This is a genomic window from Pseudomonas luteola NBRC 103146 (genome assembly GCF_002091675.1).
GTDB lineage: Bacteria > Pseudomonadota > Gammaproteobacteria > Pseudomonadales > Pseudomonadaceae > Chryseomonas > Chryseomonas luteola.
On sequence record NZ_BDAE01000002.1, the window covers coordinates 435,390 to 455,262 of the forward strand.

Here is a 19,873-nt window from a genome sequence, read left to right on the forward strand (position 1 = left end):
TTCTCTGTCGAGGGCTGAATGCCTGAATTACCTGAAGTCGAAACGACCCGGCGTGGAATAGCGCCGCACCTGGTAGGGCAGCGTGTGTCCCGCGTCATCATTCGTGATGCCCGGCTGCGCTGGCCCATTCCGGAAGACCTGGATGTTCGCCTGTCCGGCCAGAGGATCGAGGCGGTCGAGCGGCGCGCTAAGTACCTGTTGATTCGTGCCGAGGCGGGTACGCTGATTGCTCATTTGGGCATGTCCGGCAGCCTGCGAATGGTGCCGGTCGGGACGCCGCCGGTTAAGCACGAGCATGTGGATATCGAACTCGAGTCAGGATTGTCGCTGCGCTATACCGACCCCCGCCGCTTCGGCGCCATGCTGTGGTCCCATGAGCCTCTGGAGCATGTGCTGCTCAAGTCGCTGGGGCCGGAGCCTCTGACCGAGGCGTTTGACGGGCGGCGTCTCTACGAAATGTCGCGTGGTCGCTCCATGGCAGTAAAGCCCTTCATCATGGATAACGCCGTTGTGGTGGGCGTTGGCAATATTTACGCGACGGAGGCCCTGTTTGCGGCCGGTATCGATCCGCGTCGGGCGGCGGGCAGCATTTCCCGAGCGCGCTACGACCGGTTAGCCCAGGAGATCAAGCGCATCCTGGCACTGGCTATCGAGTCCGGGGGCACAACCCTTCGGGATTTTGTGGGCGGCGACGGCAAGCCGGGCTATTTCAAGCAGGAGCTGTTTGTCTATGGCCGGGCGGGTGAGTTCTGCAAGAACTGTGGCTCTGGCCTGCGCGAGATACGGCTGGGGCAACGCGCCAGTGTTTATTGCGGCAAATGCCAGCGATAAGTGAACGTGCGTGAGCTATTTCTCTTTTTATAAGTCAGCCGGTTAACGTACGGGCTGCACAGGGCGGAATCCTGGTCTAGGCTGTGGTCGCTTGCCAAACAGCAGAACTGACCCACAAGATCAAGGATAAGCCATGTCAGTCCGTCGTCTCGCTCTTGCCTCACTGTGCGCTGCGATTTCCTTCGCCAGCGCCGCCCATGCCGCTCCCAACCCTTACAGTCATCTGGTCGTCTTTGGCGATAGTCTGAGCGACTCGGGACAGTTTCCCGACCTGAATGGCCCATTAGGCTCCTCGCTGCGCTTTACCAATCGGGTAGGGCCCACGTACCAACCGGGGAGTGGTGAGCCAGTCGGGCCTACCAGCGTCATGCTGCTGGGCGGCCGGCTAGGCTTTTCCAGCCAGAAGCTTGGGCCTTCCACAGCGCTCATCAATTCCGTGTTGGGACTTCCCGACGGCAACAACTGGGCGGTAGGCGGTTATCGAACCGACCAGATCCTCGCGTCGATTACCGAGGAGAATGGCTCTGTTGTAGCCACTAATGGTCTGACGCTCCGCCGCCGGGATGGCTATCTGGTCGATCTGGCGGATCAGGGCCAACGCCTTGACTCCAACGCATTGTATTACCTGACGGGAGGGGGAAATGACTTCCTGCAGGGTGTGGTCACATCGCCTGCAACCGCCCAGACAGCGGCCAATCAACTGGCTGCCAGTGCCAGCGCACTGCAGCAGGCCGGTGCCCGCTACATCATGGTCTGGCTGCTGCCTGATATCGGCCTTACGCCTGCCTTGAGCGGAACCCCACAGCAAGCGGCTGCGTCCCAGCTCAGTGCTGTGTTCAACAACCAGCTGGTGTCACAGCTTCCCACCATCGATGCGCAAATCATTCCATTGAATGTGCCACGACTTCTGAGTGAAGTGTTGGCCGATCCTGCCCGTTACGGCCTGGCGGCCGACCAGAACCTGACGGCTACCTGTTTCGATGACTGCACGCAGCAGAACGCTGTTTACGGCCTCGACAGCGCCAACCCTGATCCGACCCGGTTGCTCTACAACGACCGTGTGCACCCTACGATTACTGGTCAGCGCCTGATCGCCGACTATGCCTATTCAATTCTGGCGGCCCCCTGGGAGCTGACCTTGCTGCCGGAAATGGCCTACGGTTCGCTGACTGCCCATCAGGGGCAGCTGTATTCGCAATGGCTGAGTGACCGCAATCACTGGCAGCCAGTAGGCACATGGAATTCCTTCGTATCGCCGGGCGGGTTGCGTCAGAACTTTGATGGACAGTCCAGCAGCGTGAGCGGTGATGGCGACGGCTACAGCCTGGACTTGGGAGGCAGTTTCCGCCTGAATGACTATTGGCGTGTGGGCGTGGCCGCCGGGTTTTACAAGCAGGATCTGAACGTGGGTGCTGCTGATTCTCGCTATGACCTGCGCAGTTATTTCGCTACCGCCTTCGCGCAATATCAGCAGAATCACTGGTGGGCCGACCTGGCCTTGACCGGGGGGCACCTGGATTACCATGATCTCAAGCGTACCTTCGCCCTGGGGCCGACTGAGCGTAGCGAAAAAGGCGATACCAACGGTCATCTGTGGGCGGCAAGCGGACGGCTGGGCTTTGATCTGGCCCAGCCACAAAGCGCCTGGCACCTGTCGCCGTTCATCAGTGCCGACTACGCGCGAATTACCGTGGACAGTTATTCGGAAAACAGTGATCGAGCAACGGCGCTGAACATCGACGAGCAAAAGCGCCGCTCGCGGCGCCTGGGTGCTGGTCTGCAGGGGCAGTTCGAGCTGACCACCAGAACGCAGGTTTTCGCAGAAGTAGCTCGGGAAAAGGAATTCGAGGACAGTACGCAGGACCTTACGATGTCTCAGGTTGACCTGCCAGGACTCAGCTATACGTTGCAGGGCTATACGCCATCGGATCGGTTGGACCGTGCTTCGCTAGGGGTTAGCCAACAGCTGACCGACGATGTGGCAGTGCGTGCGAGCTATTCCTATCGCAAGAGCCGGGAAGACGATGCCCAGCAGTCTGTAGGCCTCAGTGTGTCGTGGCAGTGGTAATAAAGAGGTCTGAAATAGGAGTCGGCGCATAAAAAAGTCGTCGATTCCTTGGACCTATTTGCCGTTTCGACCTACAAAGATAGGTATGCACCCTTAATCATGGGCCGGTCGATGTGTCTCCCAATACCTTCCAGACACGCTTGCCGGTCAGCCTATCAGTGTTCGTTATGCCGAGGTTGTTACTAGATGACGAGAGCCCGTTTTATCTCGCCCAACGAAGTTGCTGCTCTGCGTTCAAACATTCTTTCCAAGCTGACCTATGACGTAGGCAAGGACCCCGAGCACGCCCTGGATCATGACTGGTTCATGGCGACTGCCCTGGCGACGCGTGACTATATCGTCGATCGCTGGATGAGTCGGACGCGTGAGGCTTACCGGGCCAACCAGAAGCGCGTCTATTACCTGTCCCTGGAGTTTCTCATTGGCCGCCTGCTGATCGATAGCCTGTCCAATCTGGGCATACTGGAGGAAACCCGTCGCGCACTGGCAGACCTGGGTGTCGACCTTGAGCGTATCCGCGGACTGGAGCCGGACGCTGCCTTGGGTAATGGTGGTCTGGGCCGTCTGGCGGCATGCTTCATGGAAAGCATGGCGACGCTGGGTATTCCTTCCCATGGGTACGGTATTCGCTACGAGCACGGCCTGTTCCGTCAGGTCATCGCTGATGGTTTCCAGCACGAGCAGCCGGAGAACTGGCTTGATTTCGGTAATCCGTGGGAATTCGAGCGTGCCGAGGTCGTGTACGAGATCGGGTTCGGCGGTCATGTCACGCCCTATGAAGGTAATTCCTTGCGTCAGGTCTGGACGCCGGGTGAGAAAGTTCGTGCGGTTGCCTATGACACGCCCATCATGGGGTGGGGTGGGGAAGGGGCCAATACGCTGCGCCTGTGGCGCTCCCGCCCTCTGGAAAACATCAAGCTGGACACCTTCAACGCAGGTGACCATGTCGGGGCCGTAGCCGATCAGGCCCGGGCTGAAAGCATCTCTCGAGTGCTGTATCCGGCCGACAGCACCGAGGCGGGACAGGAGCTGCGCCTGCGTCAGGAGTATTTCTTCGTGGCCGCCTCGCTGGCGGATCTTACCCGCCGCCATATCAAGCAGCACGGCGACATCATGAGCCTGCCCGAATACGCGGCCATCCAGCTCAATGATACTCACCCGGCCATTGCCGTGGCCGAGTTGATGCGCTTGCTGGTGGATGTGTACGGTCTGCCATGGGACGCTGCCTGGAGCACCACCGTCAACACGCTGTCCTATACCAACCACACCCTTCTGCCGGAAGCACTGGAAACCTGGTCGGTCTATCTGATGGAGCGCCTCCTGCCGCGCCACATGCAGATCATCTACATGATCAATGCCCAGTTCCTCGATTCGCTCCGGGCACGGGGCGAGACAGATGGCTCCATGCTGTCTTACGTGTCCCTGATCGATGAAAGTCACGGCCGTCGGGTACGTATGGGCAACCTGGCCTTTATCGGTTCGCACAAGGTCAACGGTGTGTCCGGATTGCATACCGAGCTGATGCGCAAGACCGTCTTCCGCTCCATGCACCGGCTCTTCCCGGATCGAATCAACAACAAGACTAACGGCATTACCTTCCGCCGCTGGCTCTATCAGGCCAACCCTGCGTTGACCGATCTTCTGGTGGATGTATTGGGCGAGGATGTCCAGCACGATCCTGAAAAATCGCTCCCCCGGCTCAAGCCCTATGCCAACGATGCCAATTTTCGAGAGCGTTTTGCCCACCAGCGGTTGCATAACAAGAACAGTTTTGCCGAGCTGGTGAAAAAGACGCTGGACGTCTCCCTCAGTACCGACGCCATCTTCGATGTGCAGATCAAGCGCATCCATGAATACAAGCGGCAGCTGATGAACCTGCTGCAGACCATTGCGCTGTATCAGGCCATCAAGGACAACCCCAACGGGCAATGGACACCTCGTGTAAAGATTTTTGCGGGCAAGGCAGCTGCCAGCTATCACCAGGCCAAGCTCATCATCAAGCTGGCCAACGACGTGGCCAAGGTGGTTAATAATGACCCGTCCATTCGTGACCTGCTCAAAGTGGTGTTCCTGCCTAACTACAATGTGAGCCTGGCTGAAGTCATTATCCCGGCGGCCGACCTTTCCGAGCAGATTTCCACAGCGGGTCTCGAGGCGTCAGGCACCAGCAATATGAAATTTGGCCTGAACGGTGCACTTACCATTGGCACGCTCGATGGCGCCAACGTTGAAATGAGCGAGTTTGTCGGTCAGGAACATATGTTCATCTTTGGCCTAAAGGCGGCCGAGGTTGAAGAGCGCCAGCGCATGGGGGGCAACTCTTCGGACATCATCAACAGCTCGCCACGGCTGTCGGCCGTGCTTTCGGCCATTCGCAGCGGGCAGTTCTCACCGGATGATCCCTCTCGCTATAACGGGCTGCTGGACGTGCTGACCTGGCACGACCGCTTCCTGGTCTGTGCTGATTTTGATGCCTACTGGAATGCTCAGGTGGCCGTCGAGGAGCGTTGGAATCAGCCGGACGAGTGGTGGCGCTCAGCGGTACTCAACACGGCCAGCATGGGTTGGTTCTCCTCCGATCGAACCATTCGTGAATACGCCACGGATATCTGGCAAGTCTTGTAAGTCTCAATAGCCGGCACCTTTCGCGTGCCGGCTTTTTTCTGCTTTACGGAGATTTTCTGTGCCCCGCCACGTGACTCATCTCGAAACCGGAAACCCTGCTGAACTGGGCGCGACACTGGTCGGCGATGGCATCAACTTTGCTGTGTGGGCGCCAGAGGCCGAGCGGGTAGAGCTCTGCCTGTACGATGCCAAGGGCGAGCATGAAACCTATCGACTCGTCTTCCACGAAAAGACAGGCAGTGTCTGGCACGGGCATTTTCCGGGAGGTAAGGCGGGGCAGCGTTATGGGCTGCGGGCTTACGGTGCCTATCAGCCTTCTCAAGGACTTTACTTCAACCCTCATAAGCTACTGGTCGATCCTTACGCCAAAGCGGTAGACCGCCCGTTCGTGCTGCATCCCAGCGTCTATGGCTTCGATCCAGACCACCATGATCGACCGGACCATCGCGACAGCGCGGCTCATGTTCCCAAGGCCATTGTTCAGGCACCGCTAACACCGCTTGAGCTGGAAGGCCCGCGTTACAGGGGTAGCCAAAGCCTCATCTATGAGCTGCATGTGCGTGGCATGACCATGCAGCATTCCAAAGTTCCTAAAACCATGCGCGGTAAACTGGCCGGGCTTCGGCAGCCTGCCGTGATCGAGTATCTGCAAAAGCTTGGCGTGACTACGCTGGAGCTGCTCCCTATTGCGGCCTGGGCGGATGATCGTCATCTGCCCAAGCTTGGGCTTGGCAATTACTGGGGCTATAACCCCGTCACCATGATGGCTGTCGACCCCCGTCTGGCAGGACGTGACGCCATTATTGAGTTACGTGAAACCGTGGCAGCGCTGCATGCGGCAGGGTTCGAGGTCATCCTTGATGTGGTGTTCAACCACACCGGTGAAGGTGACGAGCTGGGTCCGACCTTTTGTATGCGAGGACTGGATAACCGAGGCTATTACCGGCTGCATCCGGATGATCCTTCGATTTACATCAATGATGCAGGTTGCGGTAATTGCCTGGCGCTGCAACGCGAGCCAGGGCTGAGGCTGACGATGGACTCGCTGCGCTATTGGGTGCAGGCGGCAGGTGTAGACGGTTTCCGTTTCGATCTGGCGCCCGCACTTGGACGGCTTGAGACCGGCTTTAGCGTCGACGCGCCACTCATGTTGGCCATTGCCCAAGATCCGGTCCTAAAACAGGTCAAGCTGATCGCCGAGCCTTGGGATATTGGCCCGGGCGGCTATCAGGTCGGACAGTTCCGCAGTCCTTGGGCTGAATGGAATGATGATTTTCGCGACGATGTTCGCAAGTTCTGGCGGGGCGACGACGGCATGCGTGGCGCACTGGCGACCCGATTGTCAGGAAGCGCCGATCTGTATGACCGGCACGGCCGGAACATCGACGCCAGCATCAACTTTGTGACGGCTCATGATGGGTTCACGCTGGCAGACCTTGTGACTTATGCACATAAGCATAATGAAGCCAATGGCGAAGAAAATCGCGACGGGACTCAAGACAATCACAGTTGGAACAACGGTGCCGAGGGCCCGACCGACGATCCCCACATCAATGAGCAGCGTGCAGCTGATCAGCGTGCCCTGCTGGCAACGCTGCTGCTGGCAGGTGGCACGCCAATGTTGACGGCTGGCGATGAGTTCGGTCGTACTCAGCATGGCAACAACAATGCCTATGTTCAGGATAATCCGCTGTCATGGTTGGACTGGGCACTTGCCAGCAGCCCAACCGGCAAACGCCAGATCGATTTTGTCGCCCGGCTGGCTGCGCTGCGTCGTCAATACAAGGCGTTGCAAGCCGAGCACTTCATCGGGCGTCCCGCTTACGGTGACTGGGTTAGCGTGCAATGGCTCGATGCAGAGGGTGAACCCCTGGACGAGGCGGGTTGGAATAGGCCTGAATCTGCGCCATTGGCACTGGTGCTCTCGCCCATGAACGGTGCCGGGCACCTCAGGGCAGAGCGGTTATGGCTCTGTTTCCAGCCGCTTAACCATCCTCAGACGTGTCGGTTAGCGCTATCTCGTGACGGCCATCACTGGTCGCTCATTCTAGATAGCGCACGACCTGAACTGGAAGCCGGTCATGCAGTCTACTCCAGCGCCGAAAGCCTAGCGCTCGGCCGCGGTGTTAGCATAGCCGTGGAGTTGCTGCGTCCCTAGCGGCGTGCAGACCTTGTCTCTCGAACAATCAGAACGTTGGGTGGGGCTTGTAGGCCGCTTCGCTTGAGACGGAGCTTGAGCATCCGCGCTACACTGCGCGAACCTTTTCTACCGGAGCCTCACATGTCCCGTATTACGCTGAGCCGCTATCTGATCGAACAGACCCGTAGTCATAAAACCCCAGCCGATCTGCGTTTTCTGATCGAAGTCGTAGGCCGTGCCTGCAAGCGAATCAGCTATGAGGTATCCAAGGGTGCGCTAGGTGGCGTACTGGGCAGCATGGGCACTGAAAACGTTCAGGGCGAAGTTCAGAAGAAGCTGGACGTCCTGTCCAACGAAATCCTGCTTGAAGCCAACGAGTGGGGCGGCACCCTGGCTGGCATGGCGTCCGAAGAGATGGACCAGGTTCACCAGATCCCTGGTGAGTACCCCAAGGGTGCTTATCTGCTGATGTTCGATCCCCTGGACGGCTCCTCCAACATTGACGTTAACGTGTCGGTTGGCACTATTTTCTCCGTTCTGCGTAAGGATCATGGGGGTGCCACCTACGGTGATACCACTGAAGAAGCCTTCATGCAAAAGGGCACTGAGCAGGTCGCTGCAGGCTATGCCATCTATGGCCCCCAGACCATGTTCATTCTGACCCTGGGTGATGGCGTCAAAGGCTTTACCCTGGACCGTGAGCTGGGCAGCTTCGTATTGACACACGAAAACATCTCCATTCCGGAGACAACTGCCGAGTTCGCTATCAACATGTCCAACCAGCGTCACTGGGAGCCGCCGGTACAGCGTTACGTAAGCGAGCTGCTGGTTGGCAAGGAAGGTCCACTGGAGAAGAACTACAACATGCGCTGGATCGCCTCCATGGTGGCCGATGTGCATCGTATTCTTACCCGTGGCGGTATCTTCATGTACCCACGTGATGCTCGTGAACCGGAAAAGCCCGGCAAGCTGCGTCTGATGTACGAAGCCAACCCGATGGCCATGCTGGTCGAGCAGGCAGGCGGTGCGGCCACCAATGGTTACCAGCGTATTCTGGAAGTGCAACCGGAAGGCCTGCATCAGCGTGTAGCCGTCTTCCTCGGCTCCAAAGAAGAAGTCGAGCGCGTTACCCGTTACCATCAGGACGCCTGATGACCGACTGGCCAATGGTCATTTACCGTTGGCCAGTTCTCTTCTCCCGCTAATGCAGGCTTCGTTCAGCCTGTATTAAGCCGCGATTCAGACGCTGTTAAGAGCTCTTTTTCTACTCTGACCCTGCTTGCTCATTCATGGCCAGCGAGGACAGTATTATGAATCTCTTTCAGAAAATGGCAGCGTTTGCAGTAATCAATACCGTGAGCTACACCGCCCTGGCAGCAGATCGCGATGCTTCTGTTGAAACCCCGGTCGGCTCTACGGGTGGTGATGTGATGGATACCCGGGACTTACTGCAGACAGCCAAAGAATCCGATACTGGCGATGGGGTTTCCCAGGGTCAGTCATGGAGTCAGCGTCTTGGGCGCTCCGGTCAGCGCTATACAATTGCAACCCAACGCTTCAACGGTAAGGCTATTGAGTCGCACAACCCCTCTGGGCATTACTCCGGTGTCTCGGCCACAAACCCGCAGGGTGCTGTAGCTTTCGAGGTTCCGTCCCTTGAGCAAAGTACCTCCGCTCATCAGCCGACACCGTACTTGTCCGATAAAGAGACAATCTGATGGTGTAAAGCTCTGCACGGGAGCGCAGTGCTCCCGGCAGGGCAGGTTCAAGGCCGACGGGTTGCCAGAAACTCACCTTTGCCTACCGGCACAAGGCAAGTCGAAAAGTCCGGATCGCTCTCAACCAGAGCCTTGAAGGCCGCCATTTCATCGGCATGGGACAAGGCATTGTCCACGATCAGAAGGCCGCCCGGGCGCAGGACTCTTCTGAGGTCAGGCCACCAGCCACAATATTGGCAGCGCTCGGAATCAAGAAACACAAGGTCCAGTGAGTACTTGTCCTGTGCAGCCAGGATGGCACCGCCGTCACTGTGAAGCTGTGTTATCAGCGCCTCGAGCCCGGAGCGCTTGAAGTTCTGCCGTGCCAGCTCGATTTTGGCTTCAGAAAGCTCCACGGTGCGAATGGTTCCGCCCACTGTATGAGCCGCTTTTGCCAGCCACAAAGTGGAGTAGCCATTGGAGGTCCCGATTTCCAAGACACGCTTGGCATTGGTAGCCTGAACCATGACATAAAGAAACTCACCCGTATCACGTGTGATGTTCAGCATGCGACTTGGCCGCTCATGCGTACGGCTATCGTTAACTTCCCCAAAGGTTTCCAGTTCTTTTAATAAAGTATCCAGATTGGAAGGCATTAATTATCTACTCACTGTTTTTGTTTTAGGGAATTAATACTGCTGGATAATAGTAAGTGTTTGGAGAATAAAAAAGCCCCGCCAATATAGTTGGCGGGGCTTTTAGTTAACGCTTTAAGAAGCAACCGGGGGTGTATCGTTACTCGGCTGCTTTGGGTGCTTTTTTAGGAAGTTTAACTTTGGTGCCTGGAACATATAGTCCATGTGCAGTTTCAGCATGATTTTAGCAGCAATAATCGGTACGACAATGCCAACAAGGCATGCTGCAAAAATATGCAGATAGACGTTATCGATATGTAGGAACTTGCTCAGGATAACGCGTACGCCGCTCCCGGCCAGGATGTGCATGAGATAGATCGGCATGGACAGCGTGCCGATGGTAATGAACCACTGAACAGGTTTGCGGGCCAGCAGCATGGACAGGCTCGTAACCAGCAGAATGGCCGATAGCGCCACCATCAGCGACATCCATCCGCGGTCGGTATAAGTGTGATGCGAGATGATATGGAACTGATACTCCAGTCCCGCTGTAACCAGAAGCGTAAAGGCTGCTATGCGACCTGGCTGCGCTTCGATGGCAGCAGCAATATTGGTAAACCAGACGCCAAAGGCGAAAAACACGAAGTTCTGGATCAGAAAGTCGACCAGCATCTGGCGCGGCGCGTATTGCTGGAGCCCGTAGGCCACGGCGGACAGCAGGAAAATGGGTAGGAAAACCTTCTTCGATTTGCTGCCGTACAGCACGATGGACAAAACAAATACAAAGAACAGCGCATACAGGAACCAGAACTGCGCTCTGGGCCGCCACAAGAGGGAGAACACCTCACCCAGCGTCACATCGCCATTGGTATAGCGAGAGAGAAAGGCTTCAATTACGCCCTGCAGGATTGACCAGACAAGGAAAGGGTAGACAACCGTGTCCAGCTTGTTGACGAATACACCCTTGCCGCCGCGACTCGTTAGCGATTTGAAGAAAAACAGGCCAGACAGGAAGAAGAACAACGGCATGTGAAAGCTGTAGATGATGCTGTCCACAAGCATGTGCGTCTCGACATCGGTCTTGATGATGCCGGCATTTAAAAGCCCGCGGAGCACATGGCCATAGACAACCAGGATTATGCCAATGGCTTTGGCATAATCGACCCACACATTTCGGTTATTCATTGAACTATCCTTGATTCAAAGGTTGAAACTAAGACGATTTTTTAGAGGTAGTAAGTTGGGATCCAACTGCTCATCCCTGTTCCTGAGGAGTTCCGCTTCCTTGATCAGGCTTGGCCGCTTTAATAACAACGCGAGATCGTAAAGTCATCATAAATTAGAATGTGAAACGTATAGTGAAAAGTCTAAAAAAATAATTCCGACAATCGAGATTTGCTTTAAAGTCTGGCCAGACCTGCACACGCTTATTGTTATTGGCAAAATTAAATACGCCAATAAAACCCTGAATAAAGAACGGGTTTTATAACAAGATAAAAACGTGTTTATGGAACAATCACAACTCCAGCGACGAGGTCTGACAATGGCGATGTGCTATTGTTCCGTGGCGCTTTGAAAAGATTTCGCTGTTCTGTCTGGCAGATCGCCAAATCAGCATTTGAGGCTGGACATCTGCACGCTGGAGTGCTCACTGGCAGTCTAGAGGTCTGGATTGATGCCCTTGAGCTGCTGTTTGACGAGGATTTTCTCGTAATCGGGTGAGGTGTAGATCAGAAGTGCCTGCCGCTTCATATCTGCGTTGGTGGAAAACCTGTAGAACACCGTATTGTTATCGAACGCCATGAACGCATGACTGTTGGGCTGACTTTCCAGTTTGATGAAGTGATCGGACGGCGATTGCGAGGAGGGTGGCCCGTATTTCTCGGTCAGGCCTTGAGCAATGAGAAAGCTCTTTTCAACCGGCGTGACAATCGAAAGGCGCAAGAAGCGGTTGTCGATAAAGAACAGCCCAGCCTCAAGGCTATCCTTGCCCAGCTTAAGATCGGGGCAGCTGTAATACTCCAGCCCCTCGATAGGTGCAGTACGCGGTGTCAGGGTGCAGATCTTGCTTTCCAGTACCGTTTGCTTGCTATCACCAAAGTGCAAATCCTTATAGCCGTCTACGGCTTGGGAAAGGCCTGCATGCAGCGAAGCGATAACGCCTAGCAGATACCCTGACTTGCGCATTACATGACATTCCGACGTAAGGGTGAATGATGATGACGCGCATCATACCTCATGTCAGCGATGTTGAAAGAAGTGGTGCAGTCGCCGGGTAAGCCGGGAGGGGAACCCAGGCTTACCCGTTCAGAGGTGAATTACCAGACGCTAGGAGGAATGATGTCGTTAGAGTCATATTTGATCTTGTCGATGTTCTCTTTCTTGCTGTGCTCCGGCGTCGTGTCATCCAGGGTTTCAGGCTGGGTATCGTCCTTGGGATAGTCATCAGCTTCAGGCATACAGGCGTCCTCCAGTGGATACGGGGTCTATTGTTTGGGCCGATAAATGCCCATCAGGTTCCTCGGGAATTTTATTCAGAGGCCATCACGACTCGATTACGGCCCTCGTGCTTGGCCTGATAAAGAGCCGCATCAGCGCGTTTCAACAGTGACTCGGCAGGCTCATCGGCATCCCCATTGGCACCGCCAATGCTGGTAGTAACCGCAACAGGGCCGCTGACGGTCAAAAAGGGAGTATCGGCAATGGCAAAGCGTATGCGTTCCGCGATGCCATCCAGCTGCTCCGCCTTGTCGATGCGGGTAATCACGGCAAATTCTTCACCTCCCAGTCTGAGTAACAGGTCATGGGGGCGAAGCGTGGTGGCGATCCGATGCGCGGTTTCGACAAGCACCTGATCGCCTGCGGCATGGCCATGCTGATCGTTGACTGCCTTGAAGTGATCCAGGTCGATGAACAATGCGCCGATTCGCTCGTTGTCGCGCCGTGCGGCAGCTTGCTCGACCGGATAGAAGTGCTCCAGCGCCGCACGATTCCATAATTGTGTCAGCGGATCGAGCATCGCCCTGCGGCGTTCGCGTGAGATAATGGTGCGCAGGTAGCGGGTCTGCTCTGAAAGGCTGCGTAGTTTCAAGTAGCCGTCAGCCATTTGGGCAAGGTCTCTCAGGCGGTCACGCTCCTGAGCCGTCAGCTGCCTGGGCTCGGAATGCATCAGGCACAGGGTGCCAATGGGCAGACCTGATGGCGCTACGAGGGGATGCCCGGCATAAAACCGTATGTACGGGGGCTCGATCACCAGTGGGTTGGATGCAAAACGCTCATCGCTCAAGGCGTCCGGTACGATTAGCGGGCGATGGGTATCGAGCAGAGCATGGGCACAAAAGGCAACACTGCGTGCTGTAGCGCTGAAGGGTGATCCACTGTGGGCCTTGATGCACTGTTGTTCACGGTCGATCAAGCTGATCAGCACTCGGTCGACCTTGAACAGGTCCCGCGCGATCCGCACCAGGGCATTCATATAGGCATCCGCCGGGGTGTCCAGTATTTCAAGCGACTCCAGCGCTTTTTGGCGCTCGGCTTCACGAGGGTGTGCAGGCGCAGCGTGCATGGTGAGTCCTGTGGCAGGTAGGTGCGATAACCTTGTTCCAGAAGGCGTTCCGCTTGATATGACCCTTGGAAACGCGCGGTGTTGCCAAGGAAAATAGGCGGCGTGTAGGAGGCGAGAGACGAAGCCCGGCTGTCATCTCTCCGCTGGGCTACCTGTGCCAACCTTTGCTAGGCATCAAGAAGGGTCTTGAGGGTGCTGATCAGGTATCCAGGCGTTGCGTCTGGTCATCTGCCAGGCCTGAAAGCTCTGGACGATACCTCTCAAGGCCATGAAGCCCAGAAACGACAACCATAGCCCATGGTTGCCCAGGTCTTTGAGCGCAATGCCTAGCGGCAGGGCGAGCAGGACGGCAATGACCATCGCATTGCGCATTTCCCGGGCTCGGGTTGCTCCGATGAACAGCCCATCCAGCAGGTAACTGCTCATGGCAATGACTGGCAGTGCGGCCAGATACGGAAGGTATGTATAAGCCGCTTCACGTACCGCGGGAAGATCGCTTTGCAAGTCGATGAAGCGTGCACCGAACAAGGCAAATCCCAGGGCAAATAAGAGACTGGCCAGCAGCGACCAGCCGGCGGCAATGACCAGGGTTTGCCGGAGGGCCTTGCGATCACGAGCCCCAATGGCGTGCCCTGCCAACGCTTCCACCGCATGGGCAAGTCCATCCAGGGCGAATGCGGTCACCATCAGGCCATTGAGGAGAAGGGCGTTAGCGGCCACCGTGGCATTACCTAAACGTGCGCCCTGAAATGTGATCAGAAAGAAGACGCCTTGCAAGGCCAGCGAGCGGATAAAGATATCGCGGTTAACCGCCAGCAGGGGGCGCCAGGTGGACCAGCGCTTGAGTCGCTTGATGCGAACCGCGCCTGCCATGTGATGCAGTGTCTGGCGCGCCAGCCATAGGCCGAGCCCCACGCCGAACCACTCGGCCATGGCGGTTGCTGCTGCAATACCGCGAATTCCCCAGCCAAAGCCGAACACGAACAACACGTCGAGCAGCAGATTGACGATGTTGGTGGTCAGCAGCATCGCCAGCGGCGCACGCGCATTCTGGGTGCCCAGCAGCCAGCCAATCAGGGCATAGCTCGACAGGGCGGCAGGCAGACCCAACAGGCGAATCTGGAAAAAGCGCTCGGTGGCCTCGCTCAACGCTGCCGAGGAGGTCATGCTGTTCAGCAGCAGAGGAAGGCCTAGCAGTGAAAGGCCGATCAACCCCAGCGCCAGCACACAGGCCAGCAACAGACCTTGCAACAGAATTTGCCGAAGCGCACTGCCATCCTTACGGCCGCTGGCTTGCGCAGCGAAGCCGGTCGTTCCCATGCGTAGGAAGCCCAGCACCGCGACCATTGTAGTGTAGAGGCTTCCCCCCACCGCCACGGCGCCCAGATCATGTACATCCGGCAGATGACCGGCGATGGCGCTGTCTACCAGGGTCACGAGGGGTACGGTCAGGTTGGACAGAATCATCGGGCCGGCCAGCAGCCAGACACGACGATGCATTGGACGGTAGCGCCAATCGGCAAGCAGGGTGGACATAAGGGCTCCAGTCAGCAGAACCCCTAGTGTAAAGGCTTACCGATCATCATGTTTCATGGCTGAGAAAACAGTACTGGCCGGGCAGGGGCGGCAGGGCTAGTGTTGAGGGTGCGCCATCGGCATGGCATTACCTGTGTGTAGTGATTTTTCTTTGGGAAAGGAGCTGACATGTATAAGCATTACCCTGCTGCCTATCAAGCGAGCCACGGTTCGGCCCTGTCGGTGGATACGGCCTTCTATGACCGTATTCGGGAGGGCAAGGATAAGCGGACGCTTATTGAGTCCTTTGACGTTCCGATCCGTACCGGTCGTGCGTGGCGGGTGCCGGCCGGGCATGTCTTTCGAGTGACGACGCCTGTAGGGCCGCAAGTGGGCGACTTCAATATCTGGAATGCCCATGATCCACGCGAGCGGTTATGGGCAGCCCGTACCCGTCAGCTACAGGGCGCTCATGTGTCTATCTATGATCGACTGTGGTCGAACCTGCCCTTTCTGCGGCCAATGGTCACCATCACGGACGACACCCTGGCCAATTATGGCATCGACGAACATGGCGGGCGCGTTCATGACCTGCTGGGCACCCGCTGCGATCCTTACGTCAACAAGCTCCTGACCGGAGAAGATTTCCATCATCACTGCCATTCGAACCTGACCCGCGCGGTATTGCCCTACGGGCTGACCGAGTTCGACGTACATGATGTGCTGAACATTTTTCAGGTGACCGGGCTTAACGATGAGGACATGTACTTCATGAAGGCCTGCCCGGCGAAGCAAGGAGACTACCTGGAGCTTTTCACGGAGATCGACGTGCTGTGCGCTCTGTCGACCTGCCCGGGTGGTGATCTGTCCGTTGCGCTGTGGGGGCCGGACGCGCAAGACCCGCTGTCCGTCTGCCGCCCTCTGGGCGTTGAGGTTTATTCGCTGGATGACACCCTACTGGCAGGCTGGTCATCCCCGGAGCGGGCGGGTTACAAGGGAAACCACGGCCTGGAGCTGGTGAGGCCTGCGTGGGATCGGTGAAGGACTGTCCTTTTGAGCCTTGCACTGTACAGCCGTGTTCCGTGTGACGGTAAAAGCTAGTTCAGTTGTCCACCGGTTTCCTTGAGATCGGTGGGCGTCATCATGGCCGCTTTCACGGCAATTCCAAGACCCGCTACCAGGGTCTCGAGTGCCATGGAGGGCTGGCCTGGATGCCGGGCCGCTTGTTCGGGCAGATAAGGGATATGAATGAAGCCGCCGCGCACATTCGTGCCGGCGAGCCGGTGCATCAGTCCATAGAACACATGGTTGCAGACAAATGTGCCAGCCGTCTGCGATACCGAGGCAGGAATACCGGCATCCCTGAGTGCCCGTACAATGGCTTTAATAGGTAGCGTCGAGAAATAGGCCGCCGGACCGCCTGGCACTACAGGTGTATCGATGGGTTGTTGACCATTATTGTCGGGAATACGGGCATCGTTCACGTTGATGGCTATGCGCTCGAGGGTCAGGTCCGTACGCCCCCCGGCCTGGCCTACACCAATCACCAGGGCGGGCCGATGAGCTGCCAGCATGTGATCCAGCGAGACCAAGGCAGCACCAAAGACGCACGGCAGCTGGCGCGTGATGATGTAGGCATCGCCCAGATTCAGACCATCCAGTTGGCGCACGGCCTCCCAGGAAGGATTCACGGGCTCGTTCTCGAACGGTTCGAATCCGGTCAACAGGATGGTAGTCATGGTGGTCCTCACATCAGGATATATAGCAGCATGATATTAACTGCCAATAGACTCAAGGCGGTGGGGATTTGTGCCTTGATGACACTATTCTTGTCCGGCAGATTCAGCAGGGCGGCTGGCACGATGTTGTAGTTGGCTGCCATAGGTGTCATCAGCGTGCCGCAGTAGCCTGAAAACATGCCTATGGCCGCCATCACCGCCGGGTTGGCATCGTATTGCCCGATCAGAACCGGAACGCCCACACCGCCTGTCATCACTGGGAAAGCCGCAAAGCCGTTACCCATAATGATGGTAAACAGCGCCATCCCCACGACATACACGGCCACCGCCACGAAGCGGAAATCCATGTTGATATAGGAGGTGGTGAGGTGGGCGACAGCCTTGCCGACGCCCGCATCGTTGAACAGGAGCCCCAGCATGGCGAGCATCTGCGGCAGTACCAGGGCCCAGCCCAAGGCCTCGGTCAGGCGGCGTGATTCGCGCATGGATTGCACAGGCGTATCGCGCGTCAGCCAGCAGGCGAGGGCCAAGGAAATCAGACAGCCGACCCCCAGGGAGACAAAGGTCGTATTTTTAGGATCCAGCAGTGGAAGACCACCGATCTGCACGTCCTTGACCACTACCGAGCCGATAACGGTGACCAGCGGAATGGCCAGGGCGGGAATGAACAATTTGTTCTTGAGGCGCAGCGCACTGGCTTGGCGTTTTTCAGCAGGCAATTCCCCATGCTTGCCCAGTCCGACGCCACCTGTGCCTGCAATGACGGCCATGACCAGCACGCCTACGCCTACCCAGGCGGGCGGCAATAGATCGCCTACCAAAAAAACAAGGCTGAACAGCGCCCAGAAAAAACCTGTCGTCCAGCGCTTGGGATGAGCGCGATCGGCAAAGGTCATGATTGCCGTGATTGCCAGGATGATGCCGGCCAGCCAGTAAAGGTATTGAATCGAGAGGATCATGGCATCACTCCTGACGGCCGATAGGCGTATGGTCGGTGTCCGGACGTTTTCCGCCCAGCTCGCGCTCCAGTTGGCTATTGAAGCGCTTGAGGCGAATGGCATGGATGATGAACGCACAAATGGCGGTAGGAATGCCCCAGACCGCAATGTGCAGCGGCTCGACATCGATATTGGAGCCGAGCAGGAAGGTATGCATCAGGGCGATGGCACCAAAGGCGACAAAGATGTCCTCGCCAAAAAACAGGCCGACATTATCGGTAGCGGCGCACAAGGCGAGCAGTTTGTAGCGAATTTTCTCCGGCAGCTTGCCGTAGCGGTTTTCTGCAGCACCTTCCGCCATGGGCGCTAGCAAAGGGCGTACCATTTGCGGATGCCCTCCAAGGCTGGTCAGGCCCAGCGCAGCCGTCAGCTCCCGTACAAACAGGTAAAAGATCAGGAGCCGGCCCACCGTGGCGGTGCGGATCTTGGCAATCCAGTTCTGGGCATGTTCACGCAGGCCATGCCGTTCAAGAAGACCGATTACGGCAAGCGGCAGGAGGATGATGAGGGGCAGGGCACGTGTCTTGACGAACCCGGCGCCGATAGTGGCAAGAATGGTCTCGAACGGCATGGATGCCGCAAAACCGGTCGCCAGGGCTGCCAGGGCTACGACCAGCATGGGATTGAAGCGCAGCACAAAGCCGATGACGATGACCAGCACACCGATCAGTGGCCACAGGTTGACTGTGGTTTGCATAGGGAGTCTCCCTCGCCGGTTATGCCCAGGCAGGTGGGTTTGACGGCTGTGTGGAGGCGATCGGGAGCGCCTCCTTTGATATTTACGCCGCCCGAGCCGGCGTCAGTTCTTGTTATGACTGCAACGGGCACGATCGCGCCAAAGGTATCAATCTGCGATACCAGAAACCTGCAGTGGCTCGCTCAAGGCGAAGCGTCCCCATTTTTTGTATGGATAGTGAAGAACGTCCAACAAATAAAAGTGTTCACCGCTGATTGATAAAAAGCGTGGCCTTTCAGGGGCGAGGCGACTGACGGCCAGTGGTGAGAGGTCGTTCAAAGGGGGTAGAGTGAAATGCTCTACGGGGATGGTAAGCCAGCATGAACCTTCGCTTTCTCGAAACATTTGTCTGGGTGGCGCGTCTGGGCAGCTTTCGGCTGACAGCTGAAAAACTGTCCAGCACCCAGGCGGCAATTTCCAGCCGTATCGCCGTGCTTGAAGGCGAGCTGGGTGTCCAGCTGTTCCTGCGCGATCCACGAGGCGTCACGCTGACAGCCGATGGCCAGAAGGTCTTGGGTTACGCCGAGCAGATGATCGATACCTGGCACGACCTGCGCAAAGTGCTTGGGCAGGAAACCCGGCTGAGCGGACGGATACGCATCGGCGCCATGGACACGGTCATCCACAGCTGGCTGAGCGCCTTGTTCACTTGTGTAACCGACGCCCATCCAAACGTGGAAATCGAGTTGCTGGCCGATACAGCGCTCAACTTGAGCGACCAGCTGCTCAAGGGACAGCTTGATCTGGTATTCCAGACCGATCTCTTGCGCGCCGAAAGCGTGCGTAACCTGAAGCTGGCCAGTTATCCCATCCGCTGGGTGGTTGCAACCGACTCGCCGCTCAACCGCGCGTACACCAGTCTGGATGAGCTGGCCCGCGAGCGGTTGATTACCTTCTCGCGTAATTCGCGTCCCCATCAGGACCTGCTTAACTTTCTGCATCAGCATGGGATTTCGACGCCCCGGGTCTCTTGCGTCAACTCGGCGGCGGCCATCATCCAGTTGATCAGGGACGGATTTGGCATTGGTGCGTTGCCCCCGGCCCTCGTTAGCGAGGCGCTGAAGCACGGGGCCCTGGCGCTTCTGCCTTTCGAGGCGCCGCCGCCGTTTGCCGTGTATGCCAGTTGGCATACGGGCGTGGGACTGACGTTGAACGAGGCCATTGTAACGCTCAGCCAGCAGGTAGTCGGCGGCTTCTGTGCGCAGGTGGGGCCTGAACAGGCATTACCGGCCTGAAGCAACAAAGCCTTATCGCCGGGGGCCGGAAAGTTTTGTTGGACAGCCGGCATGATTTCCTCAAAGACTGGTTTTTCCGCATCAAGGGA

At 57.2% G+C, this 19,873-nt stretch carries 17 protein-coding genes; 8 read left to right on the forward strand and 9 right to left on the reverse strand.

What is annotated here, in order from left to right; all coding sequences use genetic code 11:
• Window positions 1–18 precede the first annotated feature (18 nt).
• From mutM to PLU01S_RS04340, 6 genes are all read left to right on the forward strand, one after another.
• Window positions 19–831 carry a bifunctional DNA-formamidopyrimidine glycosylase/DNA-(apurinic or apyrimidinic site) lyase gene (gene mutM, locus PLU01S_RS04315; RefSeq protein WP_010795547.1) on the forward strand — a complete coding sequence of 271 codons (813 nt, stop codon included), beginning with the start codon at window positions 19–21 and terminating at the stop codon, window positions 829–831.
• 133 nt (window positions 832–964) lie between these two features.
• Window positions 965–2,899 carry an esterase EstP gene (gene estP / locus PLU01S_RS04320; RefSeq protein WP_074822471.1) on the forward strand — a complete coding sequence of 645 codons (1,935 nt, stop codon included), beginning with the start codon at window positions 965–967 and terminating at the stop codon, window positions 2,897–2,899.
• A 186-nt stretch (window positions 2,900–3,085) separates the two neighbouring features.
• A complete protein-coding gene (locus tag PLU01S_RS04325; protein ID WP_074822473.1) occupies window positions 3,086–5,524 on the forward strand; it encodes a glycogen/starch/alpha-glucan phosphorylase in 2,439 nt (812 codons plus the stop codon).
• 58 nt (window positions 5,525–5,582) lie between these two features.
• On the forward strand, window positions 5,583–7,682 hold the full coding sequence (gene glgX, locus PLU01S_RS04330) for a glycogen debranching protein GlgX (RefSeq protein WP_074822476.1): 2,100 nt from the start codon (window positions 5,583–5,585) through the stop codon (window positions 7,680–7,682).
• Window positions 7,683–7,805: 123 nt separating this feature from the next.
• On the forward strand, window positions 7,806–8,816 hold the full coding sequence (locus tag PLU01S_RS04335; RefSeq protein WP_074822479.1) for a class 1 fructose-bisphosphatase: 1,011 nt from the start codon (window positions 7,806–7,808) through the stop codon (window positions 8,814–8,816).
• A gap of 158 nt (window positions 8,817–8,974) precedes the next feature.
• On the forward strand, window positions 8,975–9,382 hold the full coding sequence (locus PLU01S_RS04340; RefSeq protein WP_139208686.1) for a hypothetical protein: 408 nt from the start codon (window positions 8,975–8,977) through the stop codon (window positions 9,380–9,382).
• A gap of 47 nt (window positions 9,383–9,429) precedes the next feature.
• Here PLU01S_RS04340 and PLU01S_RS04345 read toward each other — a convergent pair whose 3' ends face one another.
• The 6 genes from PLU01S_RS04345 to PLU01S_RS04365 form a co-directional block, all read right to left on the reverse strand.
• Window positions 9,430–10,017, reverse strand: a complete 588-nt coding sequence (locus PLU01S_RS04345; RefSeq protein ID WP_074822486.1) for an O-methyltransferase — start codon at window positions 10,015–10,017, stop codon at window positions 9,430–9,432.
• A gap of 114 nt (window positions 10,018–10,131) precedes the next feature.
• Window positions 10,132–11,181, reverse strand: a complete 1,050-nt coding sequence (locus tag PLU01S_RS04350; protein ID WP_074822489.1) for an acyltransferase family protein — start codon at window positions 11,179–11,181, stop codon at window positions 10,132–10,134.
• 474 nt (window positions 11,182–11,655) lie between these two features.
• Window positions 11,656–12,183: a hypothetical protein gene (locus PLU01S_RS04355; protein ID WP_010795539.1), complete on the reverse strand. Its 528-nt coding sequence runs from the start codon at window positions 12,181–12,183 to the stop codon at window positions 11,656–11,658.
• A 131-nt stretch (window positions 12,184–12,314) separates the two neighbouring features.
• Window positions 12,315–12,455: a hypothetical protein gene (locus PLU01S_RS25645; protein WP_159435095.1), complete on the reverse strand. Its 141-nt coding sequence runs from the start codon at window positions 12,453–12,455 to the stop codon at window positions 12,315–12,317.
• Window positions 12,456–12,526: 71 nt separating this feature from the next.
• Window positions 12,527–13,561: a GGDEF domain-containing protein gene (locus PLU01S_RS04360; RefSeq protein ID WP_074822492.1), complete on the reverse strand. Its 1,035-nt coding sequence runs from the start codon at window positions 13,559–13,561 to the stop codon at window positions 12,527–12,529.
• A gap of 174 nt (window positions 13,562–13,735) precedes the next feature.
• Window positions 13,736–15,097 carry an MATE family efflux transporter gene (locus PLU01S_RS04365; RefSeq protein WP_074822494.1) on the reverse strand — a complete coding sequence of 454 codons (1,362 nt, stop codon included), beginning with the start codon at window positions 15,095–15,097 and terminating at the stop codon, window positions 13,736–13,738.
• Window positions 15,098–15,265: 168 nt separating this feature from the next.
• On the opposite strand from PLU01S_RS04365, the gene PLU01S_RS04370 reads away from it, so the two are divergent.
• Complete coding sequence (locus tag PLU01S_RS04370) at window positions 15,266–16,117, forward strand: urea carboxylase-associated family protein (RefSeq protein WP_074822498.1); 852 nt, start codon at window positions 15,266–15,268, stop codon at window positions 16,115–16,117.
• A 56-nt stretch (window positions 16,118–16,173) separates the two neighbouring features.
• Here the strand turns inward: PLU01S_RS04370 and pcp are convergent, their stop codons facing one another.
• The 3 genes from pcp to PLU01S_RS04385 are packed head-to-tail and all read right to left on the reverse strand — an operon-like array spanning window position 16,174 to window position 18,510.
• Complete coding sequence (pcp, locus tag PLU01S_RS04375) at window positions 16,174–16,815, reverse strand: pyroglutamyl-peptidase I (protein ID WP_074822501.1); 642 nt, start codon at window positions 16,813–16,815, stop codon at window positions 16,174–16,176.
• 8 nt (window positions 16,816–16,823) lie between these two features.
• Complete coding sequence (locus PLU01S_RS04380) at window positions 16,824–17,774, reverse strand: DUF979 domain-containing protein (RefSeq protein WP_074822504.1); 951 nt, start codon at window positions 17,772–17,774, stop codon at window positions 16,824–16,826.
• 4 nt (window positions 17,775–17,778) lie between these two features.
• Window positions 17,779–18,510 (reverse strand): DUF969 domain-containing protein, encoded by a 732-nt coding sequence (locus PLU01S_RS04385; protein ID WP_074822506.1) that lies wholly within the window; start codon window positions 18,508–18,510, stop codon window positions 17,779–17,781.
• A 359-nt stretch (window positions 18,511–18,869) separates the two neighbouring features.
• On the opposite strand from PLU01S_RS04385, the gene PLU01S_RS04390 reads away from it, so the two are divergent.
• A complete protein-coding gene (locus tag PLU01S_RS04390; RefSeq protein ID WP_074822512.1) occupies window positions 18,870–19,784 on the forward strand; it encodes a LysR family transcriptional regulator in 915 nt (304 codons plus the stop codon).
• Window positions 19,785–19,873 lie beyond the last annotated feature (89 nt).